Raw genomic sequence first — 15773 nt, 5'->3', positions numbered from 1 at the left:
TCATGGAAAAAATTGGTGTAGGTTATGCTTATGTGAGCGATATAGAGAAGAAATACGTTAATGAAGCGCTGGATGCCAGCCGATTGTCGCAGGGAAAGATGGTACATCGCTTTGAAAAGCAGTTTGCGGAGCTTCATTCACAGAAATATGGCATTGCGTGCAATAGTGGTACTTCGGCGTTACATGTGGGATTGGAAGCGTTGAAAGAAAAATATGGCGTGAAAGAAGATTCGGATGCAGAGGTATTAGTGCCCGCCATTACTTTTATTGCTACTTCGAATGCGGTTATGCATGCTGGGCTGAAGCCGGTATTTGTTGATGTTGACCCGGTCACATATAATATTAATCCAGCGGAAATCGAAAAGAAGATTACCGCTAAAACGATTGGAATTATTCCGGTGCATACCTTTGGCCAGCCTTGTGACATGGACCCCATCATGGAAGTGGCTGAAAAACATCATCTTTGGGTGATGGAAGATTGCGCTGAGGCACATTTTGCTACCTATAAAGGAAAAAAAGTCGGCAGTTTCGGTGAGATTGCGGCATTCAGCACCTATGTAGCCCATACGATTACTACCGGAATTGGCGGTGTGATTACGACAAATGATCGTCAGATGATGGAGATTTCGCGCTCGTTGATTGCTCATGGCAGGGCATGTACTTGTGAAGTCTGTTTGGCTTCTGATCCGACAAAGGTTTGCCCGCTTCGCATGCAGACTGAGATGGATAAGCGTTTCATGATGGTACGCATGGGGTACAGCTATCGAGTCGGTGAACTGGAAGGCGCTTTGGGATTGGGGCAGTTGGAGAACCGCGATATTATCATGGGAAATCGCAAAAAGAATGCGCGGTATTTGACGGAGCATTTGCAGGATCTGCAGGAATATTTGCAGTTGCCAGCGGCACCAGATTATGTCGATCATTCCTACATGATGTATCCAATCGTGATTCGTAAGGGAAGCAGTTTCAAAAGAGAAGAGCTTACACACTATTTGGAGAAATGCAATATCGAGACGCGGCCGATGCTGCCTTTGCTCAATCAGCCAATTTATAAGGAATTATTCGGAGACATCGAAGATGAGTATCCGGTGGCAAAATGGATTGACCATAATGGATTTTATGTAGGCTGCCATCATGGCCTGTCAAAGGCGCAGCTTGATGTCATTATTGATTCCATGCATAAATTTTTAGCTGAGAAGTAATATATATAGTATGATTAATGGAAGAGGGGATAAATAATGAATATTATTTTGCTTTCAGGTGGTTCAGGGAAGCGGTTATGGCCCTTGTCGAATGACATACGCTCGAAGCAGTTTATTCCCTTGTTTCCGCAGGAGAATGGTCAAGTTTTTTCGATGGTGCAGCGTGTGCACGATCAGCTGATGCGGGCTGACTCGCAAGTGAAGATAACGGTAGCGACAGCAAAGTCACAGGTATCGGCGTTAAAAAGCCAGTTGGGGGAGCAGATAAATATTTCGGTTGAGCCGTGCAGGCGGGATACATTTCCGGCGATTGCTTTGGTCAGCGCTTATTTAAAGGATGTAAAAGGCCTGGATGAAAATGAGGTAGTGGCTATCTGTCCGGTAGATCCCTATGTTGATGACAGCTATTTCAAGGCGGTTGCGCGTATGACGGATTGGGTAGCTTCTCATGAGATCAATCTGATGCTGATGGGGATAAAGCCTACATATCCAAGTGCAAAGTATGGTTATATCCAGCCGGAAGAATCTGGAGAAGTGTCGGCAGTAAAGGCTTTTAAAGAGAAACCTGACGAAAGAACCGCTGCTGAATATATTGCGCAGGGAGCTTTGTGGAATGGTGGCGTTTTTGCCTGCCGGCTTGGGTATATCTTACGGCGGGCTCATGAATTGATTAAATTTGCTGGTTATGATGATTTGTATCAGAATTATGCAAGGCTTCCGAAGATTAGTTTTGACTATGCAGTTGTTGAAAAAGAGCATGATATCGCCATGTTGCGCTACGACGGGGATTGGAAGGATATCGGGACGTGGAATACCCTGACAGAAGTAATGCAGGGGATGACGTTAGGCGAAGTCGTCATGGATGATTTATGTGTGAATACACATGTTGTCAATGAGACGGATATGCCAGTTCTTTGTATGGGATTAAAGAATCTTATCGTGGCTGCCAGTCCTATGGGGGTCTTGGTCGCAGATAAGCATCAATCGAGTTTCATCAAGCCCTATGTAGAGGAGTTTCGCCAGCTGGCTAAAGTGGCGGAGAAATCTTGGGGGAAGTTCCAGATTATCGATATAGCTGATAATAGCCTTACGATAAAGGTTACGTTAAATCCTGGTCATCAGATGAATTATCATAGCCATGAATATCGCGATGAAAATTGGACAATTATTCATGGTTACGGCAAGGCGAGGGTTGATAATCGGGTTATTGAGGTAAAAACAGGCGATATAATTTCGCTTCCTGCGGGCTCTAAACATAGTTTAATTGCGGATAGTAAACTGGTGGCTATTGAAGTCCAAACGGGTAAAGATATACGCAAATCGGATAAAAAGAAATGGGACTAGGGAGTGTAGGCAATGAAGATAGATACAAGTGCTTTTGGCTCGTACGATATTCGCGGCGTGTATCCGGAGACAATTAATGAAAATTTAGCGTATCGTATTGGGCGGACATTTCCTTTGCTGGTAGCAGCTAAAAAGGTTGTAGTTGGCAATGATATCCGAAAATCAGGTCCTGCATTAAAACAGGCACTTTGTCAGGGGCTGACAGATGCTGGCTGCCATGTGATTGATATTGGTCAATGCGGCACAGAGATGATTTATTTTGCTACCTTCTTTTTGGAAACTGATGGTGGCATAATGATTACTGCCAGTCATAACCCAAAAGAATACAATGGAATGAAATTTGTCCAAAAGGGAGCATGCCCTATTGGGAATTCAACGGGGTTGTGTGAGCTAAAAAAGCTGGTAGAGGGTAAGCTGCCTGAGAAGAGCATCTATACTGGACGTATTGAAGCCTATGATATAACGGAGGAATATGTACAGCATATTCTTTCTTATGTTGATGTAGAGAAATTGAAGCCGCTTAAGATAGTGGTAAATCCTGGAAATGGTGCGGCAGGCCCTATATTGGAAGTGATGGAAAAATATCTTCCATTTAATTTTGTCAAGCTTGCTATGGACCCTGATGGTAATTTTCCCAATGGTGTTCCGAATCCGTTGTTGCCGGATAAAAGGGAAATGACCATTAAAGCAGTATGCAAGTTTCAGGCGGATATTGGTATAGCCTGGGATGGTGATTTTGATCGTTGTTTTATCTTTGACGAAAAGGGAACCTTTATTGATGGCTATTACATCGTAGGATTCCTTGCGCAGGAGTTTTTGCAGAAAAATCCTGGAGCTACGATAGTCTGTGACCCGCGAGTAAATTGGAATACTATTGATATAGTAAAGAAAAATGGTGGCGTGCCAGTGGTTTGCAAGAGCGGGCATACGCATATCAAGAAAAAAATGCGCGATGTTGATGCTATCTATGGTGGTGAGATGAGTGCTCATCATTATTTTCGGGATTTTGCCTATTGTGACAGTGGTATGATACCATGGCTATTGATTATGGAGCTACTATCACAGGCGCCAGGAGTTTGTGTATCTGAGCTTTTCCGTGAACGTATGGAGATGTATCCGATTTCTGGGGAGATAAATAATAAAGTTAATGATCCGGAAGCAGTATTGAAACATGTCGAGGATAAATATGGTTCTATGGGCGAGGTTTCGAAGATTGATGGTATATCGGTAGAGTTTGAAAATTGGCGGTTTAATCTACGCAAATCGAATACAGAATCATTGATAAGACTGAATGTTGAAACATATCGTGATCGGGAGCTGCTGCAGGAAAAAACTGCTGAATTGTTAATGTTAATCCGGAATGATGGGTGATGAGATGAAAGCACGGGCAATTTTGGATCTATATCGGCAAAAGAAGCAGGGGGATAAAGAAGCCTCGCAAAATTTTAATGAAGTGGTAGAATATCTAGTGCCGGCAGCAATGGATGCAATAGCAGAAGGGGATGGATATATGGCCGTAGAGTATCTGCGGCCATTTCGTGATGTTATGCCGAAGCTGACGGTGTTTTTGCAATATCTCGATGCATGGGCTAAATATGTATCAGCGGATTGGCAGGGAACCTGTGGAAGTTTCGTAGAATATCTGGAACAGAAACCGGACGATGAAATCGCCTGGTTCCTGCTAGGAAATGCGTGGCATCAGCAGGGAGATATAGCTGCAGCGATGGTATGTTATCAAAAGGCGAATGAGTTGCATGGCCGATTTGCTGAAGTGTTGCAGAATGCTGAGGCTGGCCGTGTGCTCTGTACTCATCCATTTGCGACTATGTGGCCGGATATGGATGGTTTTAATGTGCCGATATTTATTAATTCTTATAATCGGTTGGAATGTTTGAAAAAGCTGGTAAATTGGCTGATTGTTCATGGCTATCGCAGAATATATATCCTGGATAATCAGTCTACCTACCCTAAATTGTTGGCTTATTATGAAGAGCTTGGGGGAGAAAATAGAGTCCAGGTAATCCGACTGGAAAAAAACTATGGGTATAAGGCACTGTGGGAAAGCAGAATCCTATCGCGGTTGGATATCCGTACGCCTTATGTTTATACCGATTCAGATGTATTGCCAACCGACTCTTGTACTGGTAATATCGTGAATGTTTTGCTGTCTTTTGCTAGAAGACATCCTATGCTGAAAAAGATAGGGCTGGGGTTGGTGACGGAAGATATAACTGTTAGATTTCGTGACCGTATTCAACAGATTCAGGCCAAATTCTGTCAGACGCATTGGGAACAGGGCTTTGACTATGCTGCTGTCGATACAACCTTTGCGTTATATGCAAATTGTCGTCATTATAGCCTGCGGTTATCTGCTCGTACAAATGGTCAGATGCGGGCCTGGCATTTACCCTGGTATTATGATTACGACAATCTGCCCGAGGATGAACAATATTATCTAGAACATGCCAATGTGCATTCGACAATGAGTAATTGGGCGAAGGAAGAGAGCTAATGTTATCATATCCCATACAGTATTTTTCGTGTACACCGGCAACAAAGTTAAACAATGATCACGCATTTCAGGAGTATGTGGGATTTTTTGCTAAGATTGATGCCCTTTTTGGCGAGGTGCGCGGTGAAACGGGAATTAAAGATTTAAAAATAGATTTCAATAATGGTTTACGGTTGCAAGTGCCGGCAGGCGATTGGTATGTCAGAATGTCAAATGCCGAGTCGGGACAGGTATTTTTTTCGGGAGAGGTTTCAGAACAGATTCTGGAATCAAAAGAGAAATATATCATTCCTTGGCATATTGAGGTTTATTATGCTGGGGAGAAGGTTTTTGAGCATTTTTTTGATCCAACGGAGCAGAAGGTGTTCTTTTTGTGTTGCAGTAAGGGGTTAGGCGATACGCTGGCATTTCTTCCGTATATCCGCTATTATCAAGAGATTTATCAGGCGGATGTATCTTATTATGTGCCTGATTATATGCGTGGTCTTTGCGCACGGTTGTTTCCCGATTTAGAATATCAGGAGAGTATCATGGCGGATACTTATGCGGTGGTTTTTGCCAATGCATCGTTGGCTGCTCCTGATTGGATGCCCGTGGATGGACGAAGTGTTCCGATGGAAGATGGTGGAAAATATCTGCTGAATCTTCCTGTGAAAGCTCCGGCGTTAACATGGACACCAAGAAAAAGTTTGATTGCTGAGCCGTATGTTTGTATTGGTGTGCAAGCTTCAGGGGCGATTAAGGGGTGGCTTTACCCGGGAGGCTGGGATGTAGTAGTAGCAGCATTGAAAGCGGCTGGCTATCGTGTGTTATGTATCGATAGGGAAAAACGGCAGGAGCAGGCAGGATATGTAACGGAGATTCCAGCAGGAGCAGAGAATTTCACGGGGAATATCCCATTAGAAGAGCGGGCAGATATGCTGGCACAAGCAGAGTTTTTTATCGGTCTTAGCAGCGGTTTATCCTGGCTGGCTAATCTTGTGGGCTGTCCAGTGGTACTCATTGGCGGCTTTACACAGGATTGGTTTGAATTTCCAAATCAATACCGGGTGAGAAACAGGATGGCTTGTGGTGGTTGTTTTAATGATGCGCATGTGTTATTTACGCAGCAGCTGTGCCCTTATCAGGGGCTGGGGAATGATAGGTCGATGGAATGTTCGCGGCTTATTAGTCCGCAGATGGTTTTTAAAGCGATTGAGCGATTGTTGCAGGATAAGGCTGCAAATGCGAAGATAGAGGAATGATAATGATTACGCTTTGTTATATTGTCCGCGATGAACGGATGGCATTGCAGAAATCAATAGCAAGTTGTGCTGGTTGTTATGATGAGCTGGTGGTAGTGGATACGGGATCAACCGATGGCACTATTGAGTTGGCAGAAATGCTTGGGGCAAGGGTTATTTCTTTTCCTTGGCAGGATGATTTTTCGGCGGCCAGAAATTTTGCTATCGAGCAATGCCGGGGAGATTGGATTCTTTTTCTGGATGCTGATGAATATTTTGCTGAGGGAAGTGCGGTTCATATTCCCATGGCAGTGTCGAAGGCGCAACAAGCAAATGTTCCGGCGTTATTGATTTGGCGTCGGGATGTTGATTATGATAACTATGGGGAAATGTTGGCGGAATTATATGTGATGCGGTTATTTCGCAGGGATTCTCAATTCCGTTATGAAGGGCTTATACATGAACAATTATGCGAGCGGGGGAAAGAAATCCAAAATGTTGCAGCTGTTCCGCGGGATAGGTGCTGTTTGATACATACGGGATATTCTGGTAAGCTTAGCAGAAATAAGGCGGAGCGCAATCTGAGGATATTGCTAAAGGAACTGCGGCAAACAGCCAGACCGCAACGGTTATATGGTTTCTTAGCTGATGCCTACTATGGCTTGGCAGATAACGAGCAGGCTTTACATTATGCCTGGCTGGATGTCGGTTTGGGGCGGCGGATGGTAACGTATGCTAGCCGGAGTTGGCGGATATTGTTGCATTTATTAGCAGATAGGCGAGATAAATATTTTGAACGGCTGGCCGCTGTAAAATCGGCTGTCAAAGAATTCCCAGAGATTGCTGAGTTTCATGCTGAGTATGCAGAGTGTTTGGCCGAGGCTCAATTATATGAAAAGGCTGGGCAGGAGGCTGAGAAGGCGATAAGAACGTTTCAGGATTATCGTGGAATCGAGCCGATGTTTTTTAATGAAGAAATGGCAGCGTTGCTGATGAAACGTGCATCTGATTGGAATGACAGGAAAAAGGGCGAGCACTCTGCTGTATCTGTTATTGTACCGGTATATAATGCTGGTCATTGGCTGCGTCCTTGTCTGGAAAGTATTTTGGGCCAAACATTTAAAAATTTTGAACTTATTCTTGTAGAGGACCATTCATTAGATAATAGTTTTAGTATTTGTCAGGAAGTTGCGGCATTGCCAAAGGTTAGATTATTGCGGACGGAAAAGAATTCGGGAGCTGCTGTGGTACGAAATGTTGGTTTGCAAGCAGCAAGCGGCAAATATGTAACTTTTATCGATGCTGATGATGAAGTTGAGTTAGATTACCTAGCAAATCTTTATCGGGCAGCCGAGGAAAGTGGGGCAGAGGTTGTCCTGATGGGGTGTAAGTCGCGAGAGGAAAATACAGCCAGTGAGGCAGTGTGGCAGGAATATCCTATTACCAATCGGGAATATTTGTTGCCAACAGATATTCATAGTCGTGTTAAAGCATTATTTCAGCAAATATTGCCAACAGTTCCGTGGGGACGGCTAATACGCCGTGATTTTCTAATAACGCATGGAATCTATTTCCGTGATATGAAGTATTATGAGGATAGCTTATTTCAAATTCCTGTACTTATAGAAGCAGATAAATATTTATTGTTGCCAGCTACGAAATATCGTTATCGTGTACACGGTAATTCGGTAACGCATTTGGGGACTATCGAGGAGCGGATAAAAAATTATATTTCTTCCTGCATCAAGGCATTCCAATGGTTACAATTATATATAAGGAAAAGTGACAAGATAAAGCATAGTCCGGTAATTAGATCTATGTTGGAACTTTATTTTATGGACTATTTGTTTAAAGGACCAATGCGTGAAGCTGTGGGGAAGTTACCATTGGAAAAGATACAGTTGGTTGTCGATGATGTGACGCAATTAGAATTTCGGGAGAATGCAGATTTTGTTGCGCTATTGATGATGAAGTGTTTGCATAATAACCATACGCCTTGATGTGGAGTCTACCCCGGATTTTGTGTAAACCTCCCCAGTGATGTAAAATTAGAACATCACTGGGAGGTATTTTGATGAGTAGAAAAGCACGCACACCAGAAGAGCAAGCTCGTCGGAAGAAGATTAGGGCACTGCTGCAGGAAAGCAACGTCACCAGCATGGAGGACATCCAGAACTTGTTCAAGGAAACTGAATATACCGGGCCAAAGAAACCGCTCCTTTCTGATTTTTTAGTGTGCCGTTTCTGGGCACGAGGGAACCATCATTCCCGAGACTGATGGCTCCCATTTGCCTAGAAGCAGTTACGCTGAGATATCAGGCTATTCTTCATCGTCAAGCTTAACGCGATAGACTTCACGCATGGAGATATCCTTATTCTGGTTAGTCGCCTCGATGCGAAGTTCGTACGCATCATGGATAATACGATCCAACACAGCTTCAGCCAGCGGATTGTTGGCTCCACCAAGCTGGTCGTACCATTCTTCAGATGGATACTGCGAACAGAAAATCGTTGAGGACTGCCGACGACGTTTGTGGATGAGATCTGCAATGTCATGGCATTCATTCTCGTTAGGACGCTCCAGTAGCCACTCGTCCAAGATGAGAAGCTTTGGCTTCAGATACTTCTTCAGTGCTTTGCTGTAAGTTCCTGTCTGTTTCGCTTCTTCCATCTCTATGAGAAAGTCTGGGATGCGAACAAACAGCGTCTTGATGTCGAGGTCAATGGCACAGTTGCCAAGAGCACATGCCAGATAAGTCTTACCCTCTCCAGTCTTGCCGGTGACAAAGACATTAATTGACTGGTCGATGTATGCACAGGTTGCCAACTGTTCAATCCTGCGCCGATTCAGCGTACGCCCTGCCTCGTAGTTGATTTCCTCAATACGAGCATTAGGCTGTTCAAGTTGAGCTGCCTTACGGTAGCGAGCTCTGCGGTTGTTGACATGGCTGCGGTATTCCGCATCGACCATGAGTGCAAAACGTTCGTCGAAACTCATCTCTTTGATGCGCGGCTCCTGCTCTTGAAGCAAATAGTTTTCTGCCATCTTGGTCAGTTTCATGACATGGAGACGATCCATGGTGCTCTGGTCAGTCATTGTTCTTCTTCCTTGCAAAGTAAGCAGCGCCTCTGGTTAAGTCATGTGGCTTTGGAACTTCCGGTTCCTTTGGCCTTTGGGTGGCCAACAGGTTCTTGATTCCTTTGTAACTTGGATAGGATGAAAATGACAGGGCCTGTCTGCAAGCGTCCTCAAGGTTACCGGTGCCGTGCTTTTCACCAAGACGGAGAAGCCCCATACAGCTTCGATAGCCTTGCTGCTCAATAGCATGTGAAGTAAGAATCGAGTCAATGACCTGATAGGTGCTGACGCCGATGGATTCAGCCCATTTTCGGAAACGGTCGCCATTCCAGGCCAAGAACTTCTGATGATTTGCTGGCATATGTTCCTGCATTGTGCTGTATTGCCCTTTGCGGCCATACAGACGCGGATGAGAAGCAATTCTGGTGTGATTGTAAAATACCTCAATGAGTGAATCTGTGATGCGGATATCTACTGTTTTATGGATGTACTCGTAGGGGTCAGAATACAACATGCTCTCTACTGAAATATGGTAGTTATACTGGACTGTAGCTGTCTTCCACTCCGCAATCTCATATGGATATGCTGGCAGGTTTGCCAGACAAGGTTTCTCCTCCATGAGGAAACGCTCCGCAGGAGAACCTTCACGTTTCTGGAACAAGCGATGGTTCCATGCATCTACGTGCTCACGGATGGTAGCATTAAGTTCAGCGAGAGAAAAGAACTGCTCGTCTCGCAATGCCGCGATGATCCATGTGGAGATGTGCCCAACATTGCCCTCAGCTGAAGATTTATCCTTTGGTTTGCGGACTCTGGCAGGCATGACTACAGTGTCGTAGTACGTAGCCAGTTCATGATACGACGTGTTGAGTTTTGGATTATACCAGTCGGTATTGCGGATAACTGCAGTCTTGCAGTTATCCGGTACCAGCAGTTTTGTGACACCAACAAAGAATGCGTACATGTCGACATGCGCCTGTAGCCATGATTTTTGTCGCTGATCGGTAAAGGCCTCAACAAAGGTATATTGACTGTATGGCAGGACAGCAACAAATACCCATGCTTTGATTTTCTTGCCGGTAACCTGGTCAATGACATAAGCAGGATCACCAGCCCAGTCTACCTCGATGCGCTCACCCAGATTGCGTGGAATATGCATTGTTGCCTGGCGTTTCTCTTCATCCTGCTGAATGTAATAGCAGAACTGGGAATACATGAGAGGCTGTTGCTTGCTAAGACGGCAGTGCTCGATGTATTCACGCCAAAGCAATTTCTTGTTGACGCCGTTACGCTTGAGTTCCTTATGGATGTGCTCAAGGTTTGGCATGGGGCGACTGGTTGCTGTTTCTTTTGCAGGTGAGAAAAATATCTTTGCTAGGTCGTCGTTGGTTTGCGACTTAGGCAAAGCCAAGAAATATTATGTTCCTTGGCCAGGTGGAGAATTCGATTCACCGTCTTCTTGGAAGCGGCAACGCTGGTTGCGATATCCTGTTGGCTTAGCCCTTTAGAGCTTAACCGCAGAATTTTGCGATAATTGGGTTTGTCTCTGGACATGGGATAACCTCCCTGTAAGTAGATTTACACCAAAGCTGCCTATCTCATTATAGATAGGTCCAAGCGGTTTCACTTTTCCGGACAGGCGGTGACATGAGCCCCGGTATATTCAAATTAAAGCTATAGATTTTCATGAACAGGCCCCTTCGACATGTTGGTAAAGTATGTCGAAGGGGGGAGTTAATGGGATTAGTTAGTGCTTATTTATATTAATATTCAAATTAATATAAATAAAGAATCGTTATTTTATAGAAATCGGCATTTTTTATAACGTTTTCATAAAAGTTTTGACTAAGTATAAAAAAGTATAATATAATAAGAGAGGAGCTTAGTGTAGATTGTGTGATTTGCGGATACTAAGTTGCTAGTCTGTGTGGAGGGGGGGATAAGTGAGCGAAAATTTTGATATGAATATGTATGTTGAAATGTAAAGAAAATAATTAATTTAAGCTGGGATCAATAGAAGAGCAAATTCGATCTAGTGATGGGAAGTAGGCAATCCTGTTACGAGAATAAAATATCAGAAAGGAGTATCGAGACTGTCTACTCGAAAATTTTATGAAACATGCAGTTGTGAGGATAACAAATTTAAATCTTAAAAATTTTAAAAATGTTGAATGGGGTGATATTTCTTTTGGTAAATTAGAGAATTTAGAACAGAGAAAAGGTGATATTTGTGGATTGTATGGGCAGAATGGCTCGGGAAAAACAGCAGCAATAGATGCACTGTCATTACTACAAAAACTATTGTTAGGAAATGGATTGCCAGATAGGGCAGAAGAATATATATATAAGGGAAAGGAGAGTGCACAAGTAGAGGTTGAATTTGTTGTTTGTGGAGAAAATTTTAAGTATATATTTTGGTATGAATATACGTTACGCTTTATAGATAATAAATGTAGAGTGTATGAAGAAAAACTATCGTATAAGGATATTAAAAATAATTCACATAAAAAAAATGCTTTTTATTGTTCTTTGTTTGATGGTAATGATAAATATGGTCCGGATAATGCATACAGAAAATTTATAGATAATTCAAATCAAAGAGTAGTGGAGTTTGCGGTAGCTAAGAAAATGGCTGCCAATAATGGTACCTCATTATTGTTTTCAGAAGATGGATATAAAATTTTTAGTGGAAACTATATGGATGAAACAGTTTCCATAGGTGTGAAAGAAATTAAATATTTTGCACGAATGAAGATGTTTGTAATTACTAATAAAGATAATGGCATAATTAATATGCAGTTTTTGATACCGATTAATATTACAAGAAAAAATGTGCACAAGATAGACAAGGGGATAATACCAGTATCATTACAGGAAACTTCTGTTATACCATTAAAAATGTATGAAGCATTAGTTCCTTCGTTAAAAGCAATTAATAAAGTGTTAGAAGCAATTGTACCTAATATGCGTGTTGAGGTTGAAGATTATGGTAAACAATTATTGAATGATGGTATGGAAGGACATAAGATAGAATTAGTTTCTTCTAGAGGAACCGTTCGTGTTCCATTACGTTGTGAATCTGCGGGGGTAATAAAAATAGTATCACTGTTAAATGCAATGGTTGCATTGTACACGGATGAGGCAATCTGTTTAATAGTAGATGAACTGGATTCTGGTATATTTGAATATTTATTAGGAAATTTGTTACAAGTGTTATACAAGAATTGTAAGGGCCAATTATTTTTCACATCACATAATTTACGGATATTGGAAACGATAGGAAAGGAATCAATAAAGTTTACTACAGTTAATCCTAAAAGAAGATATGTTAGTTTGGTAAATGTAAAAGAGACTAATAATGTTAGGGATACTTATCTAAGAAGTTTATCTATAGGTGGCCAAAAAGAAAAGTTATGTGAAGATATTGATATATATTCTATTAATCGAGCATTTCGTATGGCAGGAAAGGATTTGTCAATATGAGTGATGTAACGAATAAAGCGGTATTGTTTTTAGTGGAAGGAGACACAGACGAATTATCACTAGGTGAGATTATTAAAAAGTATTTAGCACCTAAAAAAGAATTTTTTCAAGTTATTGGCACGGATATAACTTCAGCTTATGATATAAAACCTGATAATATAATAGATGAGATCAATTCGCAAATACATGATAAATTGGATGAGATAAAGTTATTTGAAAGCGATGTGTTGGCTGTAATACATTTGGTTGATATGGATGGAGCGTATGTTACAAAGGATTTTATAAAAGAAATGAAGCCTTGTTCAAAGTGGATATACCAAGACTTTGCGATAATAGGTGATTCTATAGAAAAAGTTGTTTCAAGGAATAAGCATAAAATAGAAAATCTTAATAGATTGTTAGTTACGAAATTGGTAGGTAAGTTTTACACAATACCGTATAAGGTGTTCTATTTTTCGTGTAATTTAGAACATGTACTTCACAATAATCCTAATGTAGATGATCGTGATAAAAGAGATAAAGCCGAGGAGTTTGCTGATAAGTATTGTGATGATGTGGAGGGCTTTGTCAAATTTATTTCGCAATCTGATTTTAGTGTTGCTGGATCATGGCAAGAAACATGGGATTTTATAAAAGAACGAAATAATTCCTTGAAAAGATATACAAACTTTGGCCTCTTTTTTAAAGAGGGGGTGATGGGGTGAATTAATTTTCATAATTTTTTAGATGTTGATGATGTTTATACTTAAGTGTTATAAATTTATGTATTTAAAAAGATGGCTAGGACCGAAAGAGGCATTGAGTATAGTATATGAAAAACGGGCGGTGAATATACCGGGGATCATGTGAACTGCTCTCCGTCAAGAGGACAATATAAAATTTCTTTGGCCGGTAGATTTGTCTGCCGGTCTTTTGTAACCGCAAAATAATACGGTGTATTTAATCCCTGCCTCCCTTATGAGATAATTGGCTAAAATGACTCACATGAAAAAGCAAGAAAACCAGAAAAGCCATTTTAACCATATTTCACACAAGGAGGCCTTAGTTTTGACAAAAATTCAACAAATCAAGCACCAGAAATCCATGGATTACTGGAAGCAGCTTGTTATTGCCCAGCAACAAAGTGGTTTCAGCGTCACAGAATATTGTCGTCAGCAAGATATCAAATATAATGCTTTTTACTATTGGCTTCGCAAGATTCGCGAGGAGGCGCTGGAATCTCTGCCACAACTTCCAGAAAAAAGCACGACAAATCCTCAGGTTGCCGTACTGTCAGCAACAACCGTTACGGCAGCCGTTCAGACACAATCCTCATCGTTGAAACTTTTCTGCGGCCCCGTAAGCCTGGAAGTAAATGAACAGACTTCCAATGAGATGCTTATGCAGACGCTCCGGTGCATTAAAGAAGTGTTTGGGATATGTTAGTCCGTAATCTTACTGCAGATCATGTTTATCTTGCCTGTGGACGTACCGATATGAGCAAGTCCATCGACGGCCTTGCCGCGCTGGTACTGTCGAAATTTCAGCTAGACTCGCATCAGCCGGCTTTGTTCCTTTTCTGCGGACGCTGTAAAGACCGTATCAAGGGACTGCTATGGGATGAGACAGGATTCCGCTTGCTCTACAAACGCTTGGAAAATGGTCAGTATCAATGGCCGGACACGCTGGAAGACCTGCTGGAAATTTCCGAGCAGCAGCTTCGCTGGCTTACCGAAGGCTTGTCCATCTCACAGCCTAAAGCTGTACAAAAGGTCTCCCCTGCATACAGCTTTTAATCTTAAACAGTGCACAACAACTGTAAATCTGTGGATAGCTCAGCCCGTGTAAATACTGAATTCGCGGGCTTTTTGTGGTATAATGGGCAGAGAAAACTAGGAGGCTTTTCATGACAGATATCCGCGAACAAGAAATGCAAAACCGCATAGATTCAGTGACCTTCGCTATGAAATTGACTGTCTCAAGGAACAGATTGCTCAATTGAAGAAAATGGCCTTTGGTTCACGTACAGAGAAAACGAAAAGGATTCTGGGCGATGTCGAGGAAATCAATATTTTCGACGAAGCTGAGGTCGAGACCAAAGGCAGTGCTCCAGAGCCAATCATTGAAGTTCCTGCTCACAAGCGTCACAAGAAGCAGAAAGGCCATCTTGAACAGATTCTGAAAGATGTTCCGCATGAGGAATGTGTAATCACCCTGCCAGAAGATGAGCGTATCTGCAAACGTTGCGGAACACCGCTCACATCCATGGGGCGCGAGAAAATCTGTACGGAAGTGCAGTTCATTCCTGCAACCGTAAAAGTCATCGACTTTTACCGGGAGTCCTTCCAGTGTCTGGAATGCCGGAAACAAGAACATTTTTCCATCGAAAAGCCACCGATGCCGCAGACGGTGCTGGCAAAGTCTATCGCCTCGCCGTCCAGCGTGGCACATGTCATTGCGCAGAAATACCAGTTTTCCATGCCGCTTTACCGCCAGGAACAGGAATGGAAATCCATTGGCATAGCTCTTTCCCGTGCTACACTGGCCAACTGGGTAATCCGGTCAGCAGAAGACTGGCTCATGCCGCTGGTAGATTGCATGCACGCAGAGCTTTTGAAGCCTACGCACTCAACCATAGAAACGGGCTCAGCGTATTTTTACAGGATGGTAATATTGCCTTATCCAACAATATTTGCGAACGAGCCATCCGAAACTTCACTATTGGCCGCAAGAACTGGCTGTTCAGCGCATTGCCAAAGGGGGCAGCCGCAAGTGCTGCCGTTTATAGTATTGTAGAAACGAGCAAAGCTAACGGTCTTGAGCCATTCCGCTACTTAACTTATCTGTTTGAAAACCTGCCCAATATAAATTTCAAGATACATCCTGAACTGCTGGAAAACTTTCTCCCTTGGGACGAAGAAGTTCAACAGAACTGCAAATAAGATGAGCCT

Annotated in this window: 14 protein-coding genes and 1 pseudogene; 13 read left to right on the top strand and 2 right to left on the bottom strand. The window is 42.6% G+C overall.

The features are described from left to right. Positions 1-2: 2 nt before the first annotated feature. The 7 genes from FZ040_RS05370 to FZ040_RS05340 all read left to right on the top strand — a co-directional run bounded on the left by FZ040_RS05370 (position 3) and on the right by FZ040_RS05340 (position 8559). Positions 3-1202 (top strand): DegT/DnrJ/EryC1/StrS family aminotransferase, encoded by a 1200-nt coding sequence (locus FZ040_RS05370; RefSeq protein ID WP_149171049.1) that lies wholly within the window; start codon positions 3-5, stop codon positions 1200-1202. A gap of 36 nt (positions 1203-1238) precedes the next feature. Continuing rightward, positions 1239-2546, top strand: coding sequence for a sugar phosphate nucleotidyltransferase (locus FZ040_RS05365; RefSeq protein ID WP_149171048.1), 1308 nt, complete (start codon positions 1239-1241; stop codon positions 2544-2546). Positions 2547-2558: 12 nt separating this feature from the next. Further along, positions 2559-3917, top strand: a complete 1359-nt coding sequence (locus FZ040_RS05360) for a phosphohexomutase domain-containing protein (protein ID WP_149171047.1) — start codon at positions 2559-2561, stop codon at positions 3915-3917. A gap of 4 nt (positions 3918-3921) precedes the next feature. Then, positions 3922-5058 carry a hypothetical protein gene (locus FZ040_RS05355; RefSeq protein WP_149171046.1) on the top strand — a complete coding sequence of 379 codons (1137 nt, stop codon included), beginning with the start codon at positions 3922-3924 and terminating at the stop codon, positions 5056-5058. Then, positions 5058-6302 (top strand): autotransporter strand-loop-strand O-heptosyltransferase, encoded by a 1245-nt coding sequence (locus FZ040_RS05350; protein ID WP_149171045.1) that lies wholly within the window; start codon positions 5058-5060, stop codon positions 6300-6302. The genes FZ040_RS05355 and FZ040_RS05350 overlap by 1 nt, the downstream gene beginning before the upstream one ends. 2 nt (positions 6303-6304) lie before the next feature. Beyond that, on the top strand, positions 6305-8281 hold the full coding sequence (locus tag FZ040_RS05345) for a glycosyltransferase (RefSeq protein ID WP_187620257.1): 1977 nt from the start codon (positions 6305-6307) through the stop codon (positions 8279-8281). A gap of 74 nt (positions 8282-8355) precedes the next feature. Further along, positions 8356-8559, top strand: a complete 204-nt coding sequence (locus FZ040_RS05340; protein WP_149171043.1) for a hypothetical protein — start codon at positions 8356-8358, stop codon at positions 8557-8559. 42 nt (positions 8560-8601) lie between these two features. Here the strand turns inward: FZ040_RS05340 and FZ040_RS05335 are convergent, their stop codons facing one another. Next, a complete protein-coding gene (locus FZ040_RS05335) occupies positions 8602-9378 on the bottom strand; it encodes an ATP-binding protein (protein ID WP_149171042.1) in 777 nt (258 codons plus the stop codon). Further along, positions 9371-10687: an IS21 family transposase gene (gene istA / locus FZ040_RS05330; RefSeq protein WP_255448758.1), complete on the bottom strand. Its 1317-nt coding sequence runs from the start codon at positions 10685-10687 to the stop codon at positions 9371-9373. The genes FZ040_RS05335 and istA overlap by 8 nt, the downstream gene beginning before the upstream one ends. Before the next feature lie 785 nt (positions 10688-11472). Here istA and FZ040_RS05325 point away from each other — a divergent pair. The 6 genes and pseudogenes from FZ040_RS05325 to FZ040_RS14340 all read left to right on the top strand — a co-directional run bounded on the left by FZ040_RS05325 (position 11473) and on the right by FZ040_RS14340 (position 15764). After that, positions 11473-12843: an ATP-binding protein gene (locus tag FZ040_RS05325; RefSeq protein WP_149171041.1), complete on the top strand. Its 1371-nt coding sequence runs from the start codon at positions 11473-11475 to the stop codon at positions 12841-12843. Next, complete coding sequence (locus FZ040_RS05320) at positions 12840-13547, top strand: hypothetical protein (protein WP_149171040.1); 708 nt, start codon at positions 12840-12842, stop codon at positions 13545-13547. Before FZ040_RS05325 ends, FZ040_RS05320 begins: the two co-directional genes overlap by 4 nt. Positions 13548-13890: 343 nt before the next feature. Continuing rightward, positions 13891-14268, top strand: a complete 378-nt coding sequence (tnpA, locus tag FZ040_RS05315; protein WP_187620256.1) for an IS66 family insertion sequence element accessory protein TnpA — start codon at positions 13891-13893, stop codon at positions 14266-14268. After that, the gene (gene tnpB / locus FZ040_RS05310; RefSeq protein ID WP_149171038.1) at positions 14262-14618 is read left to right on the top strand and encodes an IS66 family insertion sequence element accessory protein TnpB; all 357 of its coding nucleotides are present in this window, start codon (positions 14262-14264) and stop codon (positions 14616-14618) included. Before tnpA ends, tnpB begins: the two co-directional genes overlap by 7 nt. A gap of 211 nt (positions 14619-14829) precedes the next feature. Then, positions 14830-15384: pseudogene (locus tag FZ040_RS14230) on the top strand (transposase); the annotation flags it as partial. Continuing rightward, positions 15327-15764: an IS66 family transposase gene (locus tag FZ040_RS14340; RefSeq protein WP_369407136.1), complete on the top strand. Its 438-nt coding sequence runs from the start codon at positions 15327-15329 to the stop codon at positions 15762-15764. The pseudogene FZ040_RS14230 and the gene FZ040_RS14340, both read left to right, overlap by 58 nt. Positions 15765-15773 lie beyond the last annotated feature (9 nt).

Source organism: Pseudoselenomonas ruminis (assembly GCF_008271295.1).
Taxonomy (GTDB): domain Bacteria; phylum Bacillota; class Negativicutes; order Selenomonadales; family Selenomonadaceae; genus Selenomonas_A; species Selenomonas_A ruminis.
This window is presented reverse-complemented; position numbering and strand designations above follow the sequence as displayed.

Excerpts from the sequence above, each read along its gene's own strand:
- FZ040_RS05360 (WP_149171047.1), top strand. The coding sequence starts at position 2,559 with ATGAAGATAGATACAAGTGCTTTTGGCTCGTACGATATTCGCGGCGTG.
- FZ040_RS05370 (WP_149171049.1), top strand. The coding sequence starts at position 3 with ATGGAAAAAATTGGTGTAGGTTATGCTTATGTGAGCGATATAGAGAAG.
- FZ040_RS05320 (WP_149171040.1), top strand. The coding sequence starts at position 12,840 with ATGAGTGATGTAACGAATAAAGCGGTATTGTTTTTAGTGGAAGGAGAC.
- FZ040_RS05350 (WP_149171045.1), top strand. The coding sequence starts at position 5,058 with ATGTTATCATATCCCATACAGTATTTTTCGTGTACACCGGCAACAAAG.
- FZ040_RS05340 (WP_149171043.1), top strand. The coding sequence starts at position 8,356 with ATGAGTAGAAAAGCACGCACACCAGAAGAGCAAGCTCGTCGGAAGAAG.
- FZ040_RS05365 (WP_149171048.1), top strand. The coding sequence starts at position 1,239 with ATGAATATTATTTTGCTTTCAGGTGGTTCAGGGAAGCGGTTATGGCCC.
- tnpB (WP_149171038.1), top strand. The coding sequence starts at position 14,262 with ATGTTAGTCCGTAATCTTACTGCAGATCATGTTTATCTTGCCTGTGGA.
- istA (WP_255448758.1), bottom strand. The coding sequence starts at position 10,687 with ATGCCAAACCTTGAGCACATCCATAAGGAACTCAAGCGTAACGGCGTC.
- FZ040_RS14340 (WP_369407136.1), top strand. The coding sequence starts at position 15,327 with ATGGAAATCCATTGGCATAGCTCTTTCCCGTGCTACACTGGCCAACTG.
- FZ040_RS05355 (WP_149171046.1), top strand. The coding sequence starts at position 3,922 with ATGAAAGCACGGGCAATTTTGGATCTATATCGGCAAAAGAAGCAGGGG.
- FZ040_RS05325 (WP_149171041.1), top strand. The coding sequence starts at position 11,473 with ATGAAACATGCAGTTGTGAGGATAACAAATTTAAATCTTAAAAATTTT.
- FZ040_RS05335 (WP_149171042.1), bottom strand. The coding sequence starts at position 9,378 with ATGACTGACCAGAGCACCATGGATCGTCTCCATGTCATGAAACTGACC.
- FZ040_RS05345 (WP_187620257.1), top strand. The coding sequence starts at position 6,305 with ATGATTACGCTTTGTTATATTGTCCGCGATGAACGGATGGCATTGCAG.